Source organism: Pontibacillus salicampi, assembly GCF_042434395.1.
Classification (GTDB): Bacteria; Bacillota; Bacilli; order Bacillales; family BH030062; genus Pontibacillus; species Pontibacillus salicampi.
Map to the genome: position 1 here is coordinate 416,007 of NZ_JBHLTP010000003.1, position 25,015 is coordinate 441,021.

Here is a 25,015-nt window from a genome sequence, read left to right on the forward strand (position 1 = left end):
CGAGTGATCCGAAATGGATTTAGAAAAGATTAAAGACCCTACATTTTTAAAACAGTATTCTAATCAAGAGCTAGAGGAGCTTGCTGCGACTATCCGTACGTTTTTAATTGAGAAGCTGTCTGTTACTGGCGGGCATTTAGGTGCAAACTTAGGCGTGGTAGAATTAACCCTGGCCTTGCATGCTGTATTTGAAAGTCCGAAAGACAAGCTATTGTTTGATGTCGGACATCAATCCTATATTCATAAAATTCTTACGGGACGTACAAGCCAATTTGATACGCTCCGCCAATATAAAGGGCTGTGTGGATTCCCTAAACGGAATGAAAGCGAACATGATATTTGGGAAACAGGTCATAGTTCCACTTCTCTTTCTGCTGCAATGGGTATGGCAATTGCACGGGATATGAAAGGAGAAGATCACTCTATTTTACCGATTATCGGTGATGGAGCTTTGACAGGCGGGATGGCATTAGAGGCTTTGAATCACATAGGTGATGAAAAGAAGAATATTATTGTCATTTTAAACGATAACGAGATGTCTATTGCCCATAACGTAGGAGCACTTCATAATGTGTTAGGACGTATGAGAAGTGCAAAGAAATACCATTGGGTTAAAGACGAAATGGAATGGTTATTAAAGCGTATCCCTGCTGTTGGAGGAAGGCTGGCTACAGCAGCAGAACGAGTGAAGGATACTATGAAGTATTTCATGGTACCTGGCATGTTCTTTGAAGAGCTGGGATACACCTATTATGGTCCTGTGGACGGACACAGCTTTGATGATTTAATGGAAAACCTTCAATATGCAAAAAAGACGGATGGTCCTGTATTAATCCATGTTATGACACAAAAGGGCAAAGGGTATCATGCTGCAGAAAATGATCAGAAAGATAAATGGCATGGAGTAGGGCCGTACAAGATTGAATCAGGGGAGAAGATTAAACCAACGGACGCACCTCCTGCTTGGAGTGAGGTGGTTAGTGAAGCTGTTCGTAAAAAGGCTCGTACCGACGAACGAATTGCAGTTATTACCCCTGCAATGATTTTGGGATCGAAGTTAGAGAAATTTAAAGAAGAATTTCCTGACCGTCTCTTTGATGTAGGTATTGCAGAACAGCACGCCACCACCCTATCAGCTGGTCTTGCTACACAAGGAATGAAGCCGTTCTTAGCGATATATTCTACATTCCTTCAGCGTGCTTATGACCAATTGGTGCATGATGTTTGTCGACAGAATTTAAACGTATTTTTCGGTGTCGACCGATCTGGATTGGTAGGTGCTGATGGGGAAACGCACCAGGGTGTTTTTGATGTTTCCTTCCTCCGTTCCTTGCCAAATATGGTAGTGATGATGGCGAAGGATGAAAATGAGGGACAGCATTTAGTCCATACGGCTTTGGAATATAATGAAGGGCCGATTGCGTTACGGTATGCTAGAGGAAATGGTTTAGGTGTGGAGATGGACAAGGAATTCAATTCCATTCCGATTGGATCCTGGGAAGTACTAAAAGAAGGAACGCATGCTGCCATTTTAACATTTGGTACAACCATCTCAATGGCCTTAGAAGCTAGTAAGGCACTGGAGAAACAGGGCATCCATGCAAAAGTAATCAATGCACGATTTATTAAACCAATGGATGAAGCAATGCTACATGACTTAATGACTCAGGGTGTGCCGATTTTGACCGTTGAGGAAGCCATATTAAAAGGCGGTTTCGGCTCTGGAGTACTTGAATTTGTTGAAGAGCATAAATATTATGGTCAAATCATTGAAAGAATGGGTATTCCAGATAAATATATAGAGCACGGCAGTGTCAAGGACCTTTATCAAGAGATTGGTTTAACACAAGAGGAAATTCAAAATAAAGTAAAAGAAATGCTACCAAAAAAGAAGCAAAGGGCTTGAAGATAAATGCCAAATAAAGTAAGACTAGATACACTCATGGTCAACAGGGGACTTGCTGAAACAAGAGAGAAAGCAAAACGGACCATCATGGCGGGTCTTGTCTTTTCAGATAATGTCGCAATGGACAAACCAGGTGTAAAAGTAAATGATGATATTTCATTACATGTAAAAGGGAAAGCTATTCCCTACGTTAGTCGGGGAGGCCTCAAGCTTGAGAAGGCCCTTCAAACCTTTGATATAGGTGTAGAGGGGAAAATATTGATGGATATTGGCTCCTCTACTGGGGGATTTACCGACTGTGCATTACAAAATGGTGCCGTGAAAAGCTATGCTATTGATGTTGGGTATAATCAATTAGCCTGGAAGCTTCGGAATGATGAACGAGTCGTTGTGATGGAACGGACTAATTTTCGTTATGTTACCCCTGAGGATTTAACCGAAGGATACGCTGAGATTGCTTCCATTGATGTTTCCTTCATTTCCCTGAAAATTATCCTACCTGTACTTGCGACGTTGTTACACATTGGTGGAGATGTAGTGACCCTCATCAAGCCTCAGTTTGAAGCGGGAAGAGAGCAAGTAGGTAAGAAGGGTATTGTACGCGACGCTAAAGTGCACAAGCACGTCTTGCAGGACATTCTTTCGTTTGCTGTGGAGACAGGGTACACGGTAGAGGATGTAACATTCTCTCCTATAACAGGAGGGGACGGTAACATTGAATTTCTTGCCCATCTTACTTTAAGCGATGAAGGTACCCCAAAGATACAACCAACTATTGATATCGACGATGTAGTAAAACAAGCACATGATGCACATAAATAAAGCATAAAAGGGGCTACAATACCGTGGCCCCTTTTTTCGAGACGGATGTAGATAGTGTAATCAATCTGTAGTATGTTTAAATCAGGAAGAAATGAGGGAGATAGTATGAATAAGGGGCAGCGGCATATCAAAATCCGAGAGCTTATTGCGGAGAATGATATAGAAACACAAGATGATTTAGTGGATAGGTTGAAAAGTCTCGGGTACAACGTGACGCAGGCTACCGTATCCCGCGATATAAAAGAATTACATCTGGTGAAAGTACCAATGGTGGATGGGCGGTATAAGTATAGCCTTCCGGCAGATCAGCGTTTCAATCCCTTTGAGAAGTTAAAACGGTTAATGGTGGATGCATTTGTCCGAATTGATACAGCAGGTCATTTCATAGTGATGAAAACCTTACCAGGCAATGCTAATGCGATTGGTGCATTAGTGGATAACTTGGATTGGGATGAGATTTTAGGTACCATCTGTGGGGATGACACCTGTTTGATCATATGCCGTTCTGAGGAAGATAGTCTGTACATTCGCGATCGCTTCCTGGAGATGCTGTAAATCTAAACAAAGTCGAGGTGCAAGCTTGTGTTAGCTGAATTATCCATAAAGGACTTCGCTATTATAGAAGAAGTCTCTATTTCCTTTCGAGAGGGACTGACCGTACTGACAGGAGAAACTGGAGCAGGTAAATCCATTATCATTGACGCTATTCAACTGTTAACTGGTGGAAGAGGTTCTGCGGAGTATGTTCGTTATGGGACTAAAAAGGCAGAAATAGAAGGGCTATTTTTCGTCGACAATAATCTCCATAAGGTCTATGAAAAAGCGGAGAATTTCGGCGTTGAAATTTCGGAAGACGGAATGCTTGTGCTGAACAGAACAATTAGTGCAAATGGAAAAAGTATATGCCGGGTTAACGGAAAGCTAGTCACGTTAGCTATTTTAAAGGAATTCGGCAGTACTCTCATTGATATACATACACAGCATGAAACGCAATCATTGATGGATGTCGATCGACATATCGAGCTTCTGGATCTATATGATCAGGATAAAATTCCACAAGCAAAGCATGATTATAATGATTTGTACAAGCAATTCGAATCCTTAAAGAAACGACATAAGGAATTAAGCGAGAATGAACAGGAAATGGCTCAGCGGCTGGACCTGCTAGAATTTCAATACAATGAATTACAGGAGGCAAATTTGTCACCTGGAGAAGATGAACAGCTTACAGAACAACGTAATCAGTTAGCTAATTTTGAACGAATCTACAAATCATTAAATGATGCCTATTATGCTCTTCACGGAGAACAGAAGGCGTTAGATTGGCTTTCCTTATCTTTATCCTCTTTAGAAAACTCGAGCGAATATGATGATGACATATCAAAAAAGGCTGAAGAGCTGTCCAACCATTATTATATGGTAGAAGAGCTTTCTTATGAATTACGAAATAAATTAGATAGCTTAGAGTTCAATGAAGAAGAATTAGATTCAATTGAATCAAGACTGAACGAAATCAATCGTTTAAAGAAGAAATATGGACAGTCCGTTGACGAAATTATTGAGCTTACAGCCAAAATTGAAGAAGAAATTGATCAAATTAAATATAAGGATACTCATCTGGAAAAGCTGGAAACAGATATGAAGGAAAAAGCGGAAGATGTTGCCTTGGAAGGAAAGCATTTACATGATTTGCGGATACATGCGGCAGACCATTTAAGGAAAGCTATACAGGAAGAGCTGAAGGACTTATATTTGGAGAAGGCTGCATTTGATGTTGATTTTGATAAAGTTCAAGGTACCGATAAGGATCCAGTGGTGAACAGCCAGCATGTCAAAATGGGACCTAATGGATATGATCAAGTCAAATTTATGATTACCACGAACCCGGGTGAACCGTTAAAAGACATTCATAAAGTCGCCAGCGGAGGAGAATTATCGCGTATTATGCTTGCATTAAAGCGAATCTTTTCAAAGCATCAGGGGGTAACCTCCGTTATATTCGATGAGGTTGATACAGGGGTTAGCGGACGAGTAGCCCAGGCAATAGCCGAAAAAATTCATGGCATATCCTCGGCCTCTCAAGTGCTTTGCATATCTCATCTGCCACAAGTTGCAGCCATGGCAGATACCCATCTTTATATTCGAAAAGAAGTAGAAGAAGATCGAACGAAGACCATTGTGGAAGAATTGAGCGTACATAGCAAGGTGGAAGAGCTGAGCCGAATGATTAGCGGAGCTGAATTAACGGAGACGACTAAGGTTCATGCAAAAGAGCTGCTTGATTTAGCAGACAAATTTAAACAGCACGCTTAAAAAAACTGCCACATGCTGGCAGTTTTTTTGCTTTCTCAGGTTTAATATCGAAATATCCAATTGTGATGGCATTTTGGTTAAGGAGAGACAAATAAGGAAAAGTTACCTTGTTTTTCTCAAGTTTGCAGGGTTTAAAACAGGTGCTCGAAGGTCACATTATAAATACAGATAAAGAAAAATTAGATATGGGTTAGGAGCGAGGAGAGTGAACTTATTGAAAGCAACAAATATAGGTCGAATCACTATAGGACTCCTGCTCCTGATAGTAATGCTAGCTCTACCGTTCTCTAAGACGGTTAACCAATATCTTTCCATACCAAAAGAAATTACTATGTTCGAGCATCAAGAACAAAGTATTCCAACCCTTGCATCTAGTGGAGTTACTGTTAAAGCAGGGGATGATATCGTTGAAGCTCAAAATGAGACGAATGCACTCATAGGCAACCAGGCAGGCGAATCCTCTGTTATGTATGATTTGGCTGGTCTTCCGATAAAGAAGGTAAATGTCGATGTGTTAGAAGACTTTAAAGTAATTCCAGGTGGTCAATCTATTGGGGTCAAGCTACACACCCTTGGAGTTTTAATTGTTGGCCATCACCTTGTCGAAACATCAAAAGGGAAAATTTCTCCTGGAGAAGATGCCAATATTGAGGTAGGAGATATCCTGCTCAAAATTAACGGTGAAAAAATAAACGACATGAAGGATGTTGCACCATTTGTGGAAGAGGCAGGGAAGAACAAAAACGATTTAGCCTTAACGATAAAACGAAATGAACAAACGATCCAAACGACACTGACGCCAACTTATGATGAGAAGGACAAAAAATACCGCATCGGTCTTTATATACGTGATTCCGCAGCAGGAATAGGTACCATGACGTTTTACCATCCTGACTCTCAAAAGTATGGGGCATTAGGACATGTGATATCGGATATGGATACGAAAAAGCCAATTGAGATTCATGAAGGAACTATCGTGCGCTCCAATGTGACCTCCATTAATAAAGGCAGTAATGGAGTTCCTGGAGAAAAGCATGCCAGATTTTCCACAGAGGAGAAACGGATTGGTTCTATTACAAGAAACAGCCCGTTTGGGATTTTTGGAAAGTTAGACAAGCAAGTGAACAATGGACTCAGAGACAATCCAATGCCTATCGCGCTCTCTCATCAGGTGAAAGAAGGACCTGCTAAAATATTGACTGTTGTAAAAGGGGAAAAGGTTAAAGAATTTGATGTGGAAATAGTTAGTACTGTTCCTCAGAAATTCCCCGCAACCAAAGGGATGATTATTAAAATTACAGATCCTGAATTATTGGAAATGACTGGCGGTATTGTACAAGGAATGAGTGGCAGTCCCATCATTCAAGATGAAAAAGTAGTAGGCGCAGTTACACACGTGTTTGTAAATGATCCAACCTCCGGGTATGGAGTGCATATCGAATGGATGCTTAGTGAAGCTGGAATTGATATTTATAAAAAAGATGAACAAGATAAAGCGAGTTAAAGGCAGGCAAAATTCCCTGTCTTTTTCTTTTTTTATTAGAACATGAAAGGACAAACAGGTTCGGATAAAGTCGGTTTTCCGATGTATTAACAATATGGACTACTGGTTTCTTATAAAAATTTTCACTTTTCTGTATGTTCTCCCTTTGTTCGCGTTGCCAATCTTAACCATCGTGTTATAATGAACATAATGGTACAGACAAAGAAAATTCGACAAACTGTTTTACCGGTGAAGGGAATGCTGCTGCTTATCGAAAATCGACGAATGATGGAGGATACTGTAGAAAACAGGATATATTCACTAATTTTTCAATATATTAAAGGGTTTTTCGAACTTGTGTCGAACAGTTTGAGTAGGAATTCGGGAGAGAAAACCGATTAAGGAGGAACTGTGGTGGAAAAAATAAAAGTGTGCTTGGCTGACGATAATAGAGAATTAGTTAATATGTTGGAGGATTATTTCGATGAACAATCAGAAATCGAAGTAATTGGTTCTGCCTACAACGGACAAGAGTGCCTAGACATGCTGGAGGAACTTGACCCAGATGTTCTAGTTTTAGATATCATTATGCCTCATGTAGATGGTCTTGCGGTATTAAGCCGTATGAAGGAGCTTGGCAAGGCAAAGCTTCCTAACGTTATTATGCTAACAGCCTTTGGTCAAGAAGAGGTAACGAAAAAGGCCGTCGATTTAGGTGCCTCCTATTTTATACTTAAGCCATTTGACTTAGATAATCTGCGTGATCATATCCAGCAAGTACATGGATTACAGCCGAAGTTTGAAAGTAGAAGCCGCATGAACAAGGAACGCAAACCAGAAAAGAAATTAAACCTGGATGCTAGTATCACAAACATCATTCATGAGATTGGGGTACCAGCACACATAAAGGGCTATATGTACCTTCGTGAGGCAATCTCTATGGTGTATAACGATATCGAATTACTTGGTTCTATTACCAAGGTACTCTATCCAGACATCGCCAAAAAGTACAACACCACAGCCTCAAGAGTGGAAAGAGCAATTCGTCATGCCATTGAAGTAGCCTGGAGCCGTGGCAACATTGACTCCATCTCCTCCTTGTTCGGCTATACGGTCTCCATGACCAAAGCAAAGCCAACTAATTCTGAGTTTATTGCCATGGTGGCGGATAAGTTACGTCTGGAGCATATGGCTGTATAGACTTAACTGAAGCAATACGTTATAGCAATAGTGCAGGTTGTCCTGATTCGTATTATAATTAGTATTCGAAAAAGCTCGGTTCATGCCGGGCTTTTTTTGTGTAGTGTGAATCCTTTAACAAATAAATGTGGTAGAGAAATAAAATATTTAGGAAAAAATAACTGACAAGTTTTGTGCTTTCATGATAAGATTATGAATTATATGAAAAGTAAAGAAGTGGTGAGAATAATGAGAGTAGCAAAATTTGGAGGCAGCTCTGTGGCGAGTGCGTCTCAACTGAAAAAAGTAGCAGATATATTGATAAGAGATACGGAACGAAAATTTGTTGTTGTGTCCGCTCCAGGCAAGCGGTTTGCGGAGGACACCAAGGTAACGGATTTGCTCATTCAACTAGGGAATTTGAGTAATAGTAATGAAGATTATCGTACAATTCTGGAATCGATATTAGCTCGATTTCAAGAAATTTTGGAGGAACTCTTCCTACCGACTACCTTAGTGGATGAGGTAAGGGATAAGCTGCAGTCCATCATGGATGGCGAAACAGTGTACACTCATAAAATGGACGCTTTGAAGGCGACTGGGGAAGATACATTAGCACAAATCCTAAGCCTATACTTAAACAGTCTTGGACATCCATCCTCTTACGTACACCCGCAGGAAGCTGGAATTATTGTAAGCGATGAACCTGGTAAGGCCCAGGTGCTTGAGGAGAGCTATGAGCGCCTATATCGTCTTCGTGATAAGGAGGGGATCCAGGTTATTCCTGGCTTTTTCGGCTACACAAAGGATAATAAGCTGATGGCTTTCCCGAGAGGTGGATCTGACATCACAGGAGCTATTGTGGCAGCTGGAGTAAAAGCTGACCTGTACGAGAACTTTACAGATGTAGATTCTGTTTACTGTGTAAATCCAAATATTGTCGATCAACCAAAAGAAATTCATGAATTAACCTATAAAGAGATGCGGGAACTTTCCTATGCTGGTTTTTCTGTGTTCCATGATGAAGCATTGATTCCAGCGTTTAAAGCAAAGATCCCTGTAAGTATCAAGAACACAAATCATCCTGATAACAGAGGAACGATGATATCTGCTTCAAGAGATTTAACGAATGGACCTGTGGTAGGGATAGCGAGTGACGCCGGATTTTTAAGCATCTATGTAAGTAAGTATTTAATGAACAGAGAGAAGGGCTTCGGCCGGCATTTACTGCAGATTTTAGAGGAAGAGGATATTTCCTTTGAGCATGCGCCTTCTGGGATTGACGACATGTCAGTTATCCTTCGGGAAAACCAGCTATCCTCTGAAAAAGAAGCAATTGTTCTGAAGCGAATTCAGGAAGAGCTTCGTGTAGATACTGTGACCATTGAGAGAGGGCTTGCGATGGTTATGATTGTTGGAGAAGGTATGAATAGCACGATTGGTGTAACGAGTAAAGCATCCACTGCATTCTCAAGCGCAGGAGTCAATATAGAAATGATTAATCAGGGTTCCTCTGAGGTATCCATGATGTTTGGTATTAAAGAAGAAGGTATCAAAGCGGCTGTACAATCGTTATATCAAACGTTTTTTGAAGCGTAAAAAAGCTGAATGTGGGTGTTCCCGCATTCAGCTTTTTCCTATTGATTGAGCTATTTCCATTAGTTCGTGTGTCGTGTGGATATCTCGTTGATGGCATTCGTTTAATAATACTTGAAACAGCTCTGCAGTCATTATGGCGTCGTTTAAAGCGTGATGCCGCCCTAGTTTCTGTATGCCTAACTCCGCGATCATTCGGTCTAACTGAGTCCGTTGGTTAGGGTATATTTGTTTCGCTATAGCCTGTGCATCAATGGTGTATGGTGTTGTAACGGGGAGCTTCCAGCGCTTCAGCATTTTTTCTACAAAGTGCATATCGAATGCTGCTGGATAGGCAACAAGAATAGAGCCTTCACAAAACTGAAGAAATTCCTGAAATGCCTTCGGAAAGCTTGGGGCATTTGCTAAATCTTCTTTAGTCAGTCCTGTTAAATCCCTTGTGCGCTTTGAGACAGGTCGAATGGGTTTAATATGCTGATGAAATCGTTGATAGGTTAATGGTTGTGTACCATTGATTCTTATAGCCCCTATCGATATAATTTCGTGCCCTAATTCTGGAAAAAGACCTGTCGTCTCTAGATCAAAAATAGTAAATGGAGCAGTTTGTATCGGCTCCTTTAACAGGCTTCTCTTTCTACGGTAATGGACCAGCGTTTCCTGTAAAGAAATATAATCATCTGTCTTGCGAAAGGGACGTTGTTTAATGGCAAAGATATATCTTTCGTATAGTACATATTTTAATATTTCCAAGTCAATAGGAAACATTTAGACCACCCGATTTCGATTATAGCTTAGCTCTAGTACTTGCTGGAGGCGTTTCGCGATTAATAGTGCTTCTCGTAATATTTTTCTGTCAGAACGGGAAAGGGAATTAATGCTAATATCGTTAGTCAGTGGACCTTCTGATTGTATCTCCTCTAAATTCTGTTCCAGCCGGAATTTTAATAGCCGGTGTAACGAGAGCTTGGCATTTTCAGCATCTCTTGGATGAAAACGCTCATTTTCCACTAATACTTCCAGCCGTTTAATGCTATTCACTTCCTCTACGCCATATTTAACGGCATAAATTCGGACAGCGTTGACAATTTGCATAATAGCAGCCTTCTTTATATTGAGCATTCTTGTTTTTCCGGTTGCAGTAATTCTTCCAAATGGTTGAATCGGAACACGGAATCGAAGCGTATCCTTCATTAATAATTGCTGAAGGTTAAGCGATCGTTCCATCCGTTTGGTTAAATAGCTCCGAAGCTCGTAGGCGAGCGTAAAGTCACCAACAATCGGTCGAAAATCCATGAAAATAGTGAAGTCTCTAATTTCTGCCGCATCCATTTTCTCCAGCCATTCATGAAGAGACGTAAACCATCCTTGCAAGGATTGCCGCCACTTCGGTTCTTTAGCCATGATACCTCCCTTACATAAGGGGTAGCCGCACTCCTCTAGCATATAGTTGATGCTCTTCGTGAATTTCGCAAAGTATTGTTCAATCTCTTCTTTATTTTCCATATGCTCATAGTTGTCTAATATAATTCCATTATCCTGATCCGTACTAAACGCTTGCTCTTTACGACCCTCGCTTCCCATTACAATAAAGCAATAGTTAATCGGGGGGGTGCCATATCCATCCTCCAGCATTTGCTGTTCTGCGAGGTGGATAATTTGATTATGAATTTCATCGTTATAGCTCGAAATAAGCTCACACACATCATAGGCCAGCATGTGGTCCTCCAGAAGTTGAGATACGAACCGTTGGAAGGAGGAGTTATACATTGGTGAGAGGCCCTTCACCTCTTCTAGTGAGCGGGCTTTTTGTACGCGATAGCGTAAATCGAAGTATATAGAATCTTGCATATTTAAGAACGAGGTTTGACGGAGCTGCCCTACTACTTTGAATCGGTTTAAAACCGGAATAATACTCGCTGGATTGTGCTTTAAATAGGATAGGGCATCGTAAATGAAGTCGCGATCTGCTACAAAATAAGGTTCTTCCTTCACATAATCCTCCACTAGACTAGTGAAATCATGGTTACGGTATGCTTTAAAGATATCCTGGTAATTCAACACACCAATCAATTCCTGCTCCTCATTACATACAATGAGACCGCCGGCTTTATATTCCTCCATCTTTTCAACAGCTTCTACTAGAGGAGTTTTAGGATTGATAAGCGTAGGCGCTTCTGCATAGGTGTCCACGCGCTGCTTAAATAATTCACGGTCGTGCTGATCCTCATTTGCATCCTTTGTTTTATATTTCACCTCATGATACAAACTTTGCATAAGGTTGCTAATGCCCTCCATAACTATTTTGGAAAAGGCTTGATTTTCAGACATAACCTCTAAGAAATTACCCTTGTTAAAGCGGAGGGTACTGGTTTCCTCGATAGCTTGTACGGAGAACTTCATCTCCCCGCTTGTGAGCATAATCATAATCCCAACAATATCTCCTGGATAGTAAAAGCGTACGGATACTTGTTGGCCATTTATTTTGTGCATAATGTTTTTAGCAAGCCCGGTCAGCACAAAATGAATGTTTATCTCCTCTTCAGGTTCATCCTCATGAAAAAGAAACTGATTGGAGGAAAAGGTTTGCAAAGATGCTCCATTGAACATTCTTTGCAGCTGGTCATCTGTTAATAAATTAAACGGGTGCTGATGTTGAAACATTTCTAAGTATTTTTCCAAAAGCTTTCCTCCTATATAGATATGTTCTGCAACGGTATGCAAATAATGGTATGAATAGCAATGTCACAGCCCGGGGCCTGATTAAAGATAGGAGGAAAGATGTATCCTCCTATCTTTCTTATTTAAAGCGTCCTTTCGTTTTACCTTGCTTCCGATCCCGGTATAAAATAAAACCGCCGATAAAAAATAAACCTAATAAAAATAATAAAAAACCGACAATAAATTGGAACCATAGACTAAAAAAAAGTGGATACTCAATGGCAAATAGCGTATCTCTCATCATTTTAATTCCTAATACAGAAAATGCACCAGGAATAAATAAAATCAGCACTGCAATCAAACGGGCCATAATAGGTCTCTCCTCATAAGTATTTCCATTGTAGTATAGCAAATTGCATGGTAAAGCGAAAAGAATATTCATGCTTGCTAATTCATGCAGGTTCCGATATAGTGAAATCATGCAAATACTTGCAAGGTGAGGATGCGGATGAAAAGAGTACTTGTGGTTGGTGGCGGTAAAGGTGGAACAGCTCTTCTAACCCTGTTAAGCGGTACAGAGAAGATGGATATCGTAGCTGTCATTGATATAAAAGAGGATGCTCCTGGTATTCGGTTAGCGAAGGAAAAAGGGATTCAGACGGGCCAAAATTGGAAGGTGTGGCTTCAGCATGATATTGACATTGTCATTGAAGCAACCGGAGATGAGGAAGTATTTGAAGAGCTGCTTCAGGCAAGGTCTAAGAAAACTGTAGTAATCCCTGGCTCTGTAGCTTACATTACCTCGGAGCTGTTAGAAGAGAAGAACAGCTTATTGTCCGCATTAAAACGACAAACGGACAATCAAGAGCTTATTTTGAATTCCATACATGATGGCATGGTTGTCATTGATGCTAATGAGCAGGTGACATTTGTCAATCGAAGTGCGGAAAGAATTTTAGATGTGAAGAAAGAGCAAGCAAAAGAAAAAAGCATCCAAGAGCTAATCCCATCGACAAGATTACCTGCGGTTATGAAGGTGCGCCGTAAAGAAGTAAACCAAAAGCTAATTCTTGAGAATGGCCGCAAGATTGTGACAACTAGAATCCCATTAATTGGCGCTGAAAATGAAATGATGGGAGCCTTCTCGGTTTTCAAGGATATTACCGAAGTCGTAAATTTAGCGGAAGAGATTACGGACTTAAAAGAAGTAAAAACGATGCTAGAAGCAATCATTCATTCTTCAGAAGAGGCGATATCTGTTGTGGATGAGCATGGTATGGGCATCATGATCAATCCTGCCTATAGTCGTATTACTGGTTTGACTGAAAAAGACATTGTTGGAAAGCCGGCGACGGTAGATATTTCAGAAGGGGAGAGTATGCACTTGCGGGTGCTGAAAACAAGACGACCTGTGCGGGGAGTTCGCATGAGCGTCGGCCCATCGAAAAAAGAAGTTCTGGTCAATGTAGCCCCAGTGATTGTAGACGGAAAGCTCAAAGGTAGTGTAGGTGTTCTGCATGATGTTTCAGAGATACAATCCCTGACGAGTGAGCTTCGGAAAGCACGGCAGATTATTCGAAACCTCGAGGCTAAATATACGTTCCATGACATTATCGGACAATCCCAAGAAATGCTGCTCGCTCTTGAACAAGCGAAGGTTGGAGCGAAAACGCCGGCCACGGTGCTCTTAAGAGGAGAGTCTGGTACAGGGAAGGAATTGTTTGCCCATGCCATTCATAACGAGAGTACACGGAGACATAATAAATTTATTCGTGTCAATTGTGCATCCATAGCTGAATCACTTCTTGAAAGTGAATTGTTTGGCTATGAAGAAGGGGCCTTCTCGGGAGCCAAGCGAGGTGGGAAGCGAGGCTTGTTTGAGGAAGCGAACAATGGAAGTATTTTTTTAGATGAAATTGGAGAGCTGTCCTTAAATATGCAGGCTAAGTTGTTGCGGGCATTGCAGGAGCAGGAAATTGTTCGTGTAGGTGGAACGAAGCCGGTCAACATTGATGTAAGAATTATCGCAGCAACAAATGTTAATTTAGAGAAGGCGATTATGAATCGAGCTTTTCGAGAAGACTTATACTACCGCTTAAACCGGCTCCCTATCTTTATTCCTTCATTGAAAGAGCGGAGGTCAGATATTCCTCTTCTCGTCAATCATCTTATTCAAAAGCTGAATCAGGAATATGGAAGGAATGTAAATGAAGTGGATGAGCAAGCAATGGACTATTTAAAGGCGTATGACTGGCCTGGAAATGTGAGAGAATTAGAGAATATTATTGGTCGCGCTATGATTTATATGACGATGCATGAAGAAGAGGTAAAGCTCAGTCATATACCGGAGCTATGGAATCATCCGAAAAACGTAGATCTAAAGGAACCTACAAGTGTCGAAGGCTGGAATGGTAAAGCGTTGCAGGAAACCCTTGATTCTTTTGAAAAGAAGGTGCTTTTGGAAGCGTATCGCTATAATCAATTTAACAAAACGCGAACAGCAGAAAGTCTCGGGATATCGATTCGTAATTTGTATTACAAGCTGGAAAAGTACGAAATTGACAAGAATAGCATGCAAGATTTTTCATAGCATGCAATTTATTGCAAGGTGTAAAACGCTGAAATAAAGCGCTTTCAAATATAAAGACTTTGGCACGCTTTTTGCATATGTAAATGGTGAACCATGTATGGAAGGGGTTAGAAATGAAATTAGAGCAGTTACTCTCCAAAGTAGATAAACAACATAAAAAACGAGTAGCTATCGCACAAGCAGCTGATGAAGGGGTTTTGAAAGCTGTTCAGCTTGCGTTAGGTCATGAACTTGCCAATTTTACATTGGTTGGGGATGTGGACCAAATCCAGCGCATAGCAGCATCGATTGATTTGGACGTGACAAGAGATGAAATAGAGCTTCTATCTGTTCCAGATATCAACAATACAGCAACAGAGGCAGTACAAGCTGTATCATCTGGAAATGCGGATGTAGTGATGAAAGGTAACATAGAGACAAAAATGGTGCTAAAAGCGGTGTTAAATAAAGAATATGGCATACGAGGGCGTAATGTCCTATCCCATGTTGCTGTGTTTGAAGTACCCGACCGTGATACGTTTACGATTCTAACCGATTCTGGTATGAACATAGAGCCTTCCCTAGAGGAAAAAGCACAAATTATTTCTAATGCAGTACAGGTGGCCCATGCAATTGGAATAGAAATGCCAAAAGTAGCTCCGCTGGCGGCAGTAGAAGTGGTGAACACCGCAATGTCTGCTACCGTGGATGGTGCTACCCTTTCCCAAATGCAAAGGCGCGGTCAAATTAAGGGCTGCATCGTCGATGGTCCGCTGGCATTTGATAACGCCGTATCCATCGAAGCGGCTGAGCAAAAAGGGATTCAATCTGAGGTTGCAGGTAGAGCTGATATATTACTTGCTCCTTCCATTGAAGTGGCTAATGCACTTTATAAATCTTTTATATATTTTGCCAAGGCACAGGTAGCAGGCGTCATTAGTGGAGCGAAAGCACCGATTGTCTTAACCTCTCGCGCTGATACAGCAGAGAGTAAATTATATTCATTAGCCTTAGCGTTACTTACATCTGAAAGATCATAGAGGAGGAAAACAATAATGGAGATTTTTAACTATATGAAAGAGTATGACTACGAGCAATTACTATTTTGTCAGGATGAACAATCTGGGCTGAAGGCAATTATCGCGATTCATGATACTACGCTTGGCCCTGCTCTTGGCGGGACGAGAATGTGGACTTATGCTTCTGAAGAGGATGCCATTGTAGATGCTCTTCGTTTGGCAAAGGGAATGACTTATAAAAATGCCGCTGCAGGCTTAAATCTTGGTGGAGGAAAAACAGTCATCATCGGGGATCCTAAGCAAGATAAAAACGAAGAGATGTTCCGTGCATTCGGCCGGTTTATTCAAGGCTTAAATGGCCGCTATATTACTGCGGAGGATGTAGGAACAACCGTGTACGACATGGATACTATTCATGAGGAAACCGATTATGTAACAGGGATCTCGCCTGCTTTTGGTTCTTCTGGTAACCCATCACCTGTAACAGCTTATGGGGTATATCGTGGCATGAAAGCTGCTGCAATGGAAGCCTTTGGTTCTGATAATCTAGAGGGTAAAGTAGTAGCGGTTCAGGGTGTGGGAAATGTTGCCTACAACCTATGTAAGCATCTGCATGACGAAGGTGCACAGCTTATTGTTACGGATATTAACAAGGAAGCCGTAAATCGCGCAGTAGAAGAGTTTGGCGCTAAAGCAGTCGATACAGAAGATATATATAGTGTTGATTGTGATATTTATGCTCCTTGTGCGCTAGGGGCAACTATTAACGACGATACCATCCCTCAATTAAAGGCTAAAGTAATTGCAGGAGCTGCTAATAATCAGCTGAAAGAAACAACTCATGGAGACCGTATCCATGAAATGGGTATCGTTTATACACCTGATTACGTTATTAATTCCGGCGGGGTAATTAACGTTGCTGATGAGCTGTACGGCTACAACCGTGAGCGTGCGATGAAGCGCGTGGAAGCTATTTATGACAATGTCAGCCGCGTATTTGAGATTGCACGTCGTGACAATATCCCAACATATAAAGCAGCAGACCGTATGGCAGAGGAGCGTATTGAGAAAATGCGTAAGACAAAGAGCACCTTTTTGCAAAATGGTCATAACATTTTAAGCCGTCGCTAAACGGAACAAGTCATTGGAGGTAATGATGATGCACACACAATCTTTTCGAACTCTAGTGATTAATCCTGGATCTACATCTACGAAAATCGGTGTTTTTGCAGATGAACAGTGTATCTTTGAAGAAACCATCCGGCATAAAACAGAGGAAACCTCTCAGTATAACCGTATCATAGACCAATTTGAATTTCGGAAAAGAACGATTGTTGATGCTCTCGACCATGAGGGCATCAACATCTCCAAATTAGATTCGGTTTGTGCGCGAGGAGGGCTGCTTCGACCGATTGAAGGTGGGACCTATTTGGTTAATGAAGATATGCTTCATGATTTGAAAATTGGCTATAATGGAGAACATGCCTCCAACCTTGGCGGTATTATAGCTAAGGAAATAGCCAACGGATTAAATATCCCTGCCTTTATCGTAGATCCGGTTGTAGTAGATGAATTGGATGCGATTGCTAGGTTTTCTGGCGTACCTGAAATTCCGAGGAAAAGTATTTTCCATGCCCTTAACCAAAAAGCGGTAGCAAGAAAAGTGGCAGAGGATTTAGAGAGACCGTATGACCAATTGAATATAATCGTAACCCATATGGGCGGAGGTATTACGGTTGGTGCCCATAAAGAAGGCAAGGTTATTGATGTGAATAATGGTCTCCATGGAGATGGTCCTTATTCCCCTGAACGAGCTGGAACCGTCCCAGCTGGAGACCTTGTTTCTATGTGCTTTTCAGGAGAGTATTATAAAGAAGAAATTATGAAAAAGCTAGTTGGACAGGGTGGATTAATGGCATATCTCGAGACCAATGATGCTTTAGACGTGGAAAAGCGAATCGAAGCCGGCGACGAGGTAGCTAGAGAGGTATATGACGCTATGGCCTATCAAATTGCCAAGGAAATCGGCTCCATGAGTTCCGTTCTTCACGGCAAGGTGGATGCGATTGCTTTAACTGGTGGACTAGCTTATGGTAAAGAATTCGTGTCAATGATCACAGAAAGAGTAAACTGGATTGCTGACTGTCTTATATATCCGGGAGAAAATGAACTACAAGCACTGAATGAAGGAGCATTACGTGTGCTTCGAGAAGTAGAGCAACCTAAAACATATCCTAACCCTATTGGGTGAAAGGAGAAAAACTATGGCAGAAGAGTATGATTTAGTAGTTCTCGGTGGCGGAACAGGAGGTTATGTAGCAGCTGTTCGCGCATCACAGCTAGGTTTGAAAACAGCTATCGTGGAAAGCGGAAAGCTTGGAGGAACGTGTCTTCATAGAGGTTGTATTCCATCTAAAGCGTTGCTTAGGAGTGCTGAAGTCTTTAAGCAAACGAAGGAAGCAGATACATATGGGGTAGAAACGACCGAGCCTACGTTAAACTTTTTGAAAGTTCAGGAACGCAAGCAATCCATTGTTGATACCTTACATAAAGGTGTCGAAGGGTTAATGAAAAAAGGGAAAATTGATGTGTATGAAGGGTATGGACGGATACTTGGACCAAGCATTTTCTCCCCTTCAGCCGGGACCATTTCTGTTGAACTGAATAACGGGGAAGAAAATCCGATGCTTATCCCTAAAAATGTACTCATAGCAACAGGTTCAAGTCCACGTACTCTAGGTTTTGATGTGGATGAATCGTATGTGATGACCTCTGACGAAGCGTTGAGTATGCAAGAATTACCGAACTCCATTGTCATCGTTGGAGGCGGAGTTATCGGAATAGAATGGGCATCCATGCTTTCTGATTTTGGCGTAGAAGTAACCGTACTGGAATATACAGAGCGTATATTGCCTACTGAAGATCATGAAATTGCCAAGGAAATGACCCGTCTAATGAAGAAAAAAGGGGTTAAACTGGTTACAGGTGCGAAGGTGCTGCCTGAAACCTTAAAGAAAGACAATGGAATTGAAGTCCAGGCTGAGCATAAAGGCGAGACGAAATCATATGCAGCGGACAGGATGCTTGTGTCAGTAGGACGATCTCCTAATGTGAAGAATATTGGTCTTGAAAACACGGATATTCAAGTCGAGAATGGTGCTATCGTAACGAATGAATTTTATCAGACGAAGGAATCTCACATTTATGCTATTGGGGATGTAATTGGCGGCATGCAGCTTGCGCACGTCGCTTCTCATGAAGGCATAACAGCTGTAGAGCATATGGCCGACCAAAACCCTCATTCTATGGATATGAATCAGGTTCCATCCTGCATTTATTCCAATCCAGAGGTTGCGAGTGTTGGGCTGACAGAGGAACAAGCTAAGGAGCAAGGCTATAAGGTGAAAAAGGGCAAGTTCTCTTTTAAAGCCATAGGTAAAGCACTTGTTTATGGTGAATCAGATGGGTTTGTCAAAATTATTTCCAATGAGGAAAATAATGATCTTTTAGGAGTCCACATGATTGGACCGCATGTGACAGATATGATTTCAGAGGCCGGGCTGGCTATGGTATTAGACGCAACGCCATGGGAAATTTCAGAAAGCATCCATCCACATCCGACACTGTCAGAGGTAATGGGGGAAGCAGCTTTAGCAGTGGATGGAAAACAAATTCACGGATAATAAGGAGGGACTATGATGGCTGAAAATCGCCACGACCAATTAGGTCTTTCAGATGAACAAGTGTTAGACATGTATCGCACGATGCTACTGGCCAGAAAAATAGATGAACGGATGTGGTTATTAAACCGATCCGGTAAAATACCGTTCGTTATTTCCTGTCAGGGTCAGGAAGCTGCACAAGTAGGGGCTTCCTACGCACTAGACAGGGAAAAAGACTACGTAGCACCATATTATCGAGACATGGGTGTTGTATTATCCTTTGGTATGACAGCACAGGATTTAATGCTGTCTGGATTTGCGAAAGCTGAGGATCCAAACTCAGGTGGACGCCAAATGCCAGGTCACTTTGGACAAAAGAAGAACAGAATTATTACGGGCTCTTCACCTGTAACAACACAGGTTCCTCATGCAGTTGGGTTTGCTTTAGCATCGAAAATGCAGCAAAAGGACTTTGTTACCCTGACAACATTAGGGGAAGGGTCATCCAACCAAGGAGATTTCCATGAAGCATTAAACTTTGCAGGCGTTCATAAGCTCCCTGTTATTACCATGGTAGAGAATAATAAATACGCCATATCCGTACCCGTTGAAAAGCAAATTGCCTGTGAGAAGGTTTCTGATCGAGCTCAAGGCTATGGCATGCCAGGGTACACTGTCGATGGAAATGATCCTCTAGCAGTTTATGAAGCAGTGAAGGAAGCGGCAGATCGTGCAAGAAATGGCGAAGGTCCTACGTTGATTGAAACTGTATCGTATCGATTAACAGCCCATTCCAGTGATGATGATGACCGTACTTATCGGGAAAGAGAAGAGGTTGAGGAAGCGAAGAAAAAAGATTCGCTAATCACCTTTAAGGCATACCTTCAAGAAGTTGGTGTTTTAACAGAAGAGAAGGAACAACAGCTGGAGGAAGAGCTGAAGAAACTAATTAATGATGCAACTGACTATGCAGAAAACGCCCCTTATGCGGAACCAGAGAGTGCTCTGAAGTACGTATATGCGGCGAAAGAGTAAGGAGGCGAAGATTATGCCAGTAATGTCCTATATCCAAGCCATAACTAAAGCGCTTCATGAAGAGATGGCTCGTGATGATAAAGTTTACGTCCTAGGGGAAGACGTTGGTAAGCGCGGAGGAGTCTTCCGCGCGACGGATGGGTTATATGATGAATTTGGTGAAGCTCGAGTTATTGATACCCCACTTGCTGAATCTGCTATTGCCGGTGTTGGAATTGGATCAGCTATGTATGGGCTGCGTCCAGTAGCAGAAATGCAATTTGCTGACTTTATTATGCCTGCGGTGAACCAGATTTTATCTGAAGCTGCAAAAATCCGCTATCGCTCTAATAACGATTGGCATACGCCAATCACTATTCGCGCCCCTTATGGTGGTGGAGTGCATGGTGCATTGTATCACTCGCAGTCAGTTGAAGCAGTGTTTGCAAACACACCAGGTCTCAAGATCGTTATGCCGTCAAACCCATATGATGCGAAAGGGTTACTGAAGGCTGCTATACGTGATGACGATCCTGTCCTGTTTTTTGAACATAAACGCGCCTATCGTCTGATTAAAGGTGAGGTACCTGAAGAAGATTATACATTGCCAATTGGGAAAGCGGATGTAAAGCGAGAAGGGTCTGACATTACGGTTATTACGTACGGATTATGTGTGAATTTTGCCCTTCAAGCAGCAGAAAAACTGGCTGAGGATGACATTGACGCCCATATACTCGACCTTCGTACCGTTTATCCCCTTGATAAAGAAGCAATCATTGAAGCAGCCAAGAAAACTGGGAAGGTATTGCTTATTACTGAGGACAACCTAGAGGGAAGCATCATTGGAGAAGTCTCCGCCATAGTAGCAGAGAACTGTCTCTTTGACCTAGATGCACCAATTAAGCGTCTGGCGGGACCAGATGTACCATCGATGCCGTATGCACCAACGATGGAAAAATACTTTATGATGAATCCTGATAAAGTGGAGAAAGCCATGCGTGATTTAGCTGAATTTTAATAGGTTAAGGAGGGTTTGGAATGGCGAAAGAAAAAATTAATATGCCTCAGCTCGGAGAGAGTGTAACGGAGGGGACGATTAGTTCCTGGCTTGTCTCAGTTGGAGACACCATCGAGAAATACGACCCGATTGCTGAGGTTATGACCGATAAAGTGAATGCAGAAGTCCCATCCTCTTATTCTGGTAAGATTGTAGAATTAGTAGCCCAAGAAGGGGACACCATCGAGGTTGGAGAGCTAATGTGCTATATCGAAACAGAAGAAGCAGGTGCAGAGGAAGAAGGTTCTTCCACAGAGGATAAGCCAGAAGCACCTGTGGAGAAAGAGCCTGTAGCGGAGCAGGAAGCTGAGGAAGATAAGCCAATGAAAAAACGCTATTCTCCTGCAGTGCTAACCATGGCACAAGAAAACGACATTGACTTACAACAAGTAAAAGGGTCAGGACGCGGCGGTCGAATAACCCGCAAAGATATTGAGAAGATCATCGAATCTGGTGAAATTCCTAAAGAAGCGGCACCACCTAAAGAAGAACCAGCCCAAACGGAACAGCCCACTACTGCACAACCAGCTGCTGAAAAGCAACAAACAAAAGCACCAGCTGCTCCACAACCGTCTGCTCAGGCAGGTGATGTGGAAATCCCGGTTACAGGTGTACGCAAATTAATTGCACAAAATATGGTCAAATCCAAAACGGAAATCCCGCATGCCTGGATGATGGTCGAAGTAGACGTAACCAATATGGTGGAAATGCGAAACTCGCTGAAAGAAGAATTCAAGCAAAAAGAAGGCTTCAGTCTTACCTTCTTCTCGTTCTTTGTAAAAGCAGTTGCGCAGGCACTGAAAGAATACCCAGAGCTTAACAGCACATGGGCAGGTGATAAAATCATCCAACGCAAGGATATAAACTTAAACATCGCCGTTGCAAAAGATAATGAGCTATTCGTGCCTGTTATCAAAAATGCAGATGACAAAAGTATTAAAGGTATCGCCAAGGACATTACAGAGCTTGCCAACAAAGCTAGAAATGGTAAGTTGACTAACGACGATATGAAAGGTGGAACGTTTACAGTCAACAACACAGGCTCCTTTGGCTCTGTTCAGTCCATGGGCGTAATCAATCCACCACAATCTGCTATTCTGCAGGTAGAGTCCATTGTGAAGCGTCCTGTCTTCATGAACGGCATGTTCGCCGCTCGAGACATGGTGAACCTGTGCCTGTCTCTTGATCATCGTGTCCTAGATGGATTAATCGTTGGCAACTTCTTAGCCCGCGTGAAAGAAATATTAGAGAACATGACAAAAGACAACACTTCCATTTATTAAGACAGCATGGCAGAAAGCGCTGGAGCATGGCGGTAATCTCTCAGCCCTCCTGTCCATAAGTATTATAAAAAAAGCTATCCATCTGTATGCAACATACAAGTGGATAGCTTTTTAATGGTCTTCTATTGTATTACGCGATGCCAATCATGCCAAGCAAGATTCCAACTACCATGGCAATCATAGGGATGATGAGTCCCACAAATAAGATGTCTTTGTAAGAGTCTTTGTGCGTCATACCAGTAATGGCAAAAACAGTTAGGAGTGCTCCGTTATGAGGCAGAATAGATGCCCCAGAGGCGACGGCTGTGACACGGTGGAGAATCTCAGGGTTCATGCCAATGTCAAGTGCACGCTGATAATATTCAGATCCAAGCGCGTTAAGGGTAATATTCATCCCACCTGAAGCTGAGCCTGTAATCATAGCAAGAACCTGTGTAGCAATTGCGTCTGAGAATAACAGTCCGCCTTTCATATTTAGAAGTGCTTCTTTGATTGCAGGAAAGGCTGGAGCATTTTTAACTATGGCACCAAAACCTACTGCGGCACCCGTATTTACAACTGCAGTAACTGCACCCTTTGCGCCGTCATTCATAGCGCCAACAAAACTGCGGAATACGGATAGATTCAATAATAAAATAAGGGCAATACCAATAAATAGAGCTTTAACCATTTCTAGGTTAAATAAATTAATACTAATAACAACAGATAATAGGGGTAAGTAGGATAACCAGACATTTGGCTGTCGGTCTTTCGTGTCTTGTTTCCCTTCATTTGGCTCTGTAAATGTTTCACCATTATTAGTTAATTTGTTCGCACGGTAGGATAAATAGAAATATCCACCTACAGCCATAATAAGTCCTGTTACAATGCCGATTATAGGAGCTGCAAGCATGGTTGTTTCAAAATACTCCGTCGGAATATAGTTTTGAACCTGCGCTGTACCCGGTAGGGCTGTCATTGTGAAGGTGAATGCACCTAGCACTACCGTTCCGGGAATGAGCTTTCTACTGATATCTGCCTCTCGAAATAAATTAATAGATAAAGGATACATAACAAAAACAACCACAAATAGGCTTACTCCGCCATATGTCAGAATGGCTGCCCCAAGCAGTACTCCTAAAATAGCGCGCTGCTCTCCGACTACCTTTGTAATAGATTCTGCTACAGATTTTGCGCTTCCTGTCACTTCCATTAATTTACCGAAAATAGCACCAAACATGAAGACAGGAAAGAAATCCTGTGCAAAATCAGCGAATCCTTTCATGAAATCTCCAGTAAATGCTTCAAATACGTTCATACCAGATAAAATCGCTACGATGGCACCGGCAATGGGAGCAATCCATAAAATCGACCACCCAAGATAAGCCATTATCATGAGAGCGATTAGTCCAACTAAAATTGATAGCATATCGTCTGCCTCCTCTTGATAGTAATAAAATTTTTATATGAATTAAGAAACACCACGCCTAATGGTATACCTGTCTTGGCTGGTGGTAAATCCTCATGCACCTATTTAAAGAAAGTTCTATAATTCTTAATTCGACTAATATTAAAAATTTTATATGTAAGATTTAATTATTTGGAATTGGGGGTATATCTGTTCTAGAATGTACTTTGTACCTAAGAGGAAATATATACTATCAATCTAGTAGAACTACAGGAGGTTTCCATTATGGTAAACAATCAAATTGTATTTATTACTGGTTCCGCGCGAGGAATTGGCTATCAAATTGGAGAGGTATTCGCACAAAATGGAGCGAAGGTCGTCCTTTCTGATGTAAACGAAGATGGCGTCCAAGAAGCAGCTAAAACTCTTCAGGATAAAGGGTATGAAGCGAAAGGGATTAAAGCTGACGTAACGAATGAAGCTGAATTAAAAGCAGCCATTGACGAAACAGTTGAAACCTTTGGTCGACTAGATGTACTCATTAATAACGCTGGTTTACAGCACGTATCTCCAATTGAAGAATTCCCAACGGAAAAGTTTAAATTGATGCAGGATATTATGCTGACAGCCCCATTCATCGCTACAAAGCACGCAATGCCTATCATGAAGGAACAGGGCTATGGCCGGATCATTAATATGGCATCTATTAATGGGCTTATTGGATTCTCTGGAAAAGCAGCCTATAATAGCGCTAAGCATGGTGTTATTGGACTTACAAAAGTTGCAGCTCTAGAAGCGGCTGAATATGGTGTAACGGTTAATGCAGTTGCACCAGGTTATGTAGATACTCCACTCGTTAGAGGCCAGCTAGAGGATCTAGCGAAAGATCGTGGAGTAGAATTAGAAAAGGTTCTAGAAGAGGTTATCTATCCACTTGTTCCGCAGAAGCGTTTGTTAGAAGTAGAGGAAATAGCCGATTATACGATGTTCCTTGCTAGTGAAAAAGCGAAAAGTGTAACTGGACAAGCAATCGTCATAGATGGTGGGTACACTGCACAATAAGATAG

20 protein-coding genes are annotated in these 25,015 nt (G+C 41.8%); 16 read left to right on the forward strand and 4 right to left on the reverse strand.

Annotated features, from left to right (window positions below; genetic code table 11):
* Positions 1–13: 13 nt before the first annotated feature.
* The 7 genes from dxs to ACFFGV_RS03595 all read left to right on the forward strand — a co-directional run bounded on the left by dxs (position 14) and on the right by ACFFGV_RS03595 (position 9,302).
* Positions 14–1,906, forward strand: a complete 1,893-nt coding sequence (gene dxs, locus ACFFGV_RS03565) for a 1-deoxy-D-xylulose-5-phosphate synthase (RefSeq protein ID WP_377345190.1) — start codon at positions 14–16, stop codon at positions 1,904–1,906.
* A gap of 6 nt (positions 1,907–1,912) precedes the next feature.
* Positions 1,913–2,728, forward strand: coding sequence for a TlyA family RNA methyltransferase (locus tag ACFFGV_RS03570; RefSeq protein WP_377345191.1), 816 nt, complete (start codon positions 1,913–1,915; stop codon positions 2,726–2,728).
* A 105-nt stretch (positions 2,729–2,833) separates the two neighbouring features.
* The gene (gene ahrC / locus ACFFGV_RS03575) at positions 2,834–3,283 is read left to right on the forward strand and encodes a transcriptional regulator AhrC/ArgR (protein WP_377345192.1); all 450 of its coding nucleotides are present in this window, start codon (positions 2,834–2,836) and stop codon (positions 3,281–3,283) included.
* 27 nt (positions 3,284–3,310) lie between these two features.
* Positions 3,311–5,041: a DNA repair protein RecN gene (gene recN / locus ACFFGV_RS03580; protein WP_377345194.1), complete on the forward strand. Its 1,731-nt coding sequence runs from the start codon at positions 3,311–3,313 to the stop codon at positions 5,039–5,041.
* A gap of 214 nt (positions 5,042–5,255) precedes the next feature.
* Positions 5,256–6,545 carry a SpoIVB peptidase gene (gene spoIVB, locus ACFFGV_RS03585; protein WP_377345851.1) on the forward strand — a complete coding sequence of 430 codons (1,290 nt, stop codon included), beginning with the start codon at positions 5,256–5,258 and terminating at the stop codon, positions 6,543–6,545.
* A gap of 393 nt (positions 6,546–6,938) precedes the next feature.
* A complete protein-coding gene (gene spo0A, locus ACFFGV_RS03590; protein ID WP_377345195.1) occupies positions 6,939–7,724 on the forward strand; it encodes a sporulation transcription factor Spo0A in 786 nt (261 codons plus the stop codon).
* A 228-nt stretch (positions 7,725–7,952) separates the two neighbouring features.
* Positions 7,953–9,302, forward strand: a complete 1,350-nt coding sequence (locus ACFFGV_RS03595) for an aspartate kinase (protein ID WP_377345196.1) — start codon at positions 7,953–7,955, stop codon at positions 9,300–9,302.
* A gap of 27 nt (positions 9,303–9,329) precedes the next feature.
* On the opposite strand, the gene ACFFGV_RS03600 is transcribed toward ACFFGV_RS03595, so the two are convergent.
* The 3 genes from ACFFGV_RS03600 to ACFFGV_RS03610 all read right to left on the reverse strand — a co-directional run bounded on the left by ACFFGV_RS03600 (position 9,330) and on the right by ACFFGV_RS03610 (position 12,327).
* Positions 9,330–10,064, reverse strand: a complete 735-nt coding sequence (locus tag ACFFGV_RS03600; RefSeq protein WP_377345198.1) for a 3'-5' exonuclease — start codon at positions 10,062–10,064, stop codon at positions 9,330–9,332.
* Positions 10,065–11,978, reverse strand: a complete 1,914-nt coding sequence (locus tag ACFFGV_RS03605) for a DUF294 nucleotidyltransferase-like domain-containing protein (protein ID WP_377345199.1) — start codon at positions 11,976–11,978, stop codon at positions 10,065–10,067.
* 118 nt (positions 11,979–12,096) lie between these two features.
* Positions 12,097–12,327 carry a DUF2627 family protein gene (locus tag ACFFGV_RS03610; RefSeq protein WP_377345200.1) on the reverse strand — a complete coding sequence of 77 codons (231 nt, stop codon included), beginning with the start codon at positions 12,325–12,327 and terminating at the stop codon, positions 12,097–12,099.
* A gap of 138 nt (positions 12,328–12,465) precedes the next feature.
* On the opposite strand from ACFFGV_RS03610, the gene ACFFGV_RS03615 reads away from it, so the two are divergent.
* The 8 genes from ACFFGV_RS03615 to ACFFGV_RS03650 all read left to right on the forward strand — a co-directional run bounded on the left by ACFFGV_RS03615 (position 12,466) and on the right by ACFFGV_RS03650 (position 22,561).
* A complete protein-coding gene (locus tag ACFFGV_RS03615) occupies positions 12,466–14,547 on the forward strand; it encodes a sigma 54-interacting transcriptional regulator (RefSeq protein WP_377345201.1) in 2,082 nt (693 codons plus the stop codon).
* Between the two features lie 113 nt (positions 14,548–14,660).
* Positions 14,661–15,566 (forward strand): phosphate butyryltransferase, encoded by a 906-nt coding sequence (gene yqiS, locus ACFFGV_RS03620; protein WP_377345202.1) that lies wholly within the window; start codon positions 14,661–14,663, stop codon positions 15,564–15,566.
* A gap of 15 nt (positions 15,567–15,581) precedes the next feature.
* Positions 15,582–16,676 carry a branched-chain amino acid dehydrogenase gene (bcd, locus tag ACFFGV_RS03625; protein ID WP_377345204.1) on the forward strand — a complete coding sequence of 365 codons (1,095 nt, stop codon included), beginning with the start codon at positions 15,582–15,584 and terminating at the stop codon, positions 16,674–16,676.
* Between the two features lie 28 nt (positions 16,677–16,704).
* Complete coding sequence (gene buk, locus ACFFGV_RS03630) at positions 16,705–17,796, forward strand: butyrate kinase (protein WP_377345206.1); 1,092 nt, start codon at positions 16,705–16,707, stop codon at positions 17,794–17,796.
* 13 nt (positions 17,797–17,809) lie between these two features.
* The gene (gene lpdA / locus ACFFGV_RS03635) at positions 17,810–19,228 is read left to right on the forward strand and encodes a dihydrolipoyl dehydrogenase (protein WP_377345207.1); all 1,419 of its coding nucleotides are present in this window, start codon (positions 17,810–17,812) and stop codon (positions 19,226–19,228) included.
* A gap of 15 nt (positions 19,229–19,243) precedes the next feature.
* Complete coding sequence (locus ACFFGV_RS03640; RefSeq protein WP_377345209.1) at positions 19,244–20,242, forward strand: thiamine pyrophosphate-dependent dehydrogenase E1 component subunit alpha; 999 nt, start codon at positions 19,244–19,246, stop codon at positions 20,240–20,242.
* Between the two features lie 13 nt (positions 20,243–20,255).
* Positions 20,256–21,239 (forward strand): alpha-ketoacid dehydrogenase subunit beta, encoded by a 984-nt coding sequence (locus ACFFGV_RS03645; RefSeq protein WP_377345210.1) that lies wholly within the window; start codon positions 20,256–20,258, stop codon positions 21,237–21,239.
* A gap of 20 nt (positions 21,240–21,259) precedes the next feature.
* Positions 21,260–22,561 carry a dihydrolipoamide acetyltransferase family protein gene (locus ACFFGV_RS03650; RefSeq protein WP_377345212.1) on the forward strand — a complete coding sequence of 434 codons (1,302 nt, stop codon included), beginning with the start codon at positions 21,260–21,262 and terminating at the stop codon, positions 22,559–22,561.
* A 130-nt stretch (positions 22,562–22,691) separates the two neighbouring features.
* Here the strand turns inward: ACFFGV_RS03650 and ACFFGV_RS03655 are convergent, their stop codons facing one another.
* Positions 22,692–23,969: a GntP family permease gene (locus tag ACFFGV_RS03655; RefSeq protein WP_377345213.1), complete on the reverse strand. Its 1,278-nt coding sequence runs from the start codon at positions 23,967–23,969 to the stop codon at positions 22,692–22,694.
* 264 nt (positions 23,970–24,233) lie between these two features.
* On the opposite strand from ACFFGV_RS03655, the gene ACFFGV_RS03660 reads away from it, so the two are divergent.
* Complete coding sequence (locus ACFFGV_RS03660) at positions 24,234–25,010, forward strand: 3-hydroxybutyrate dehydrogenase (protein ID WP_377345214.1); 777 nt, start codon at positions 24,234–24,236, stop codon at positions 25,008–25,010.
* The last annotated feature ends 5 nt before the right edge of the window (positions 25,011–25,015 follow it).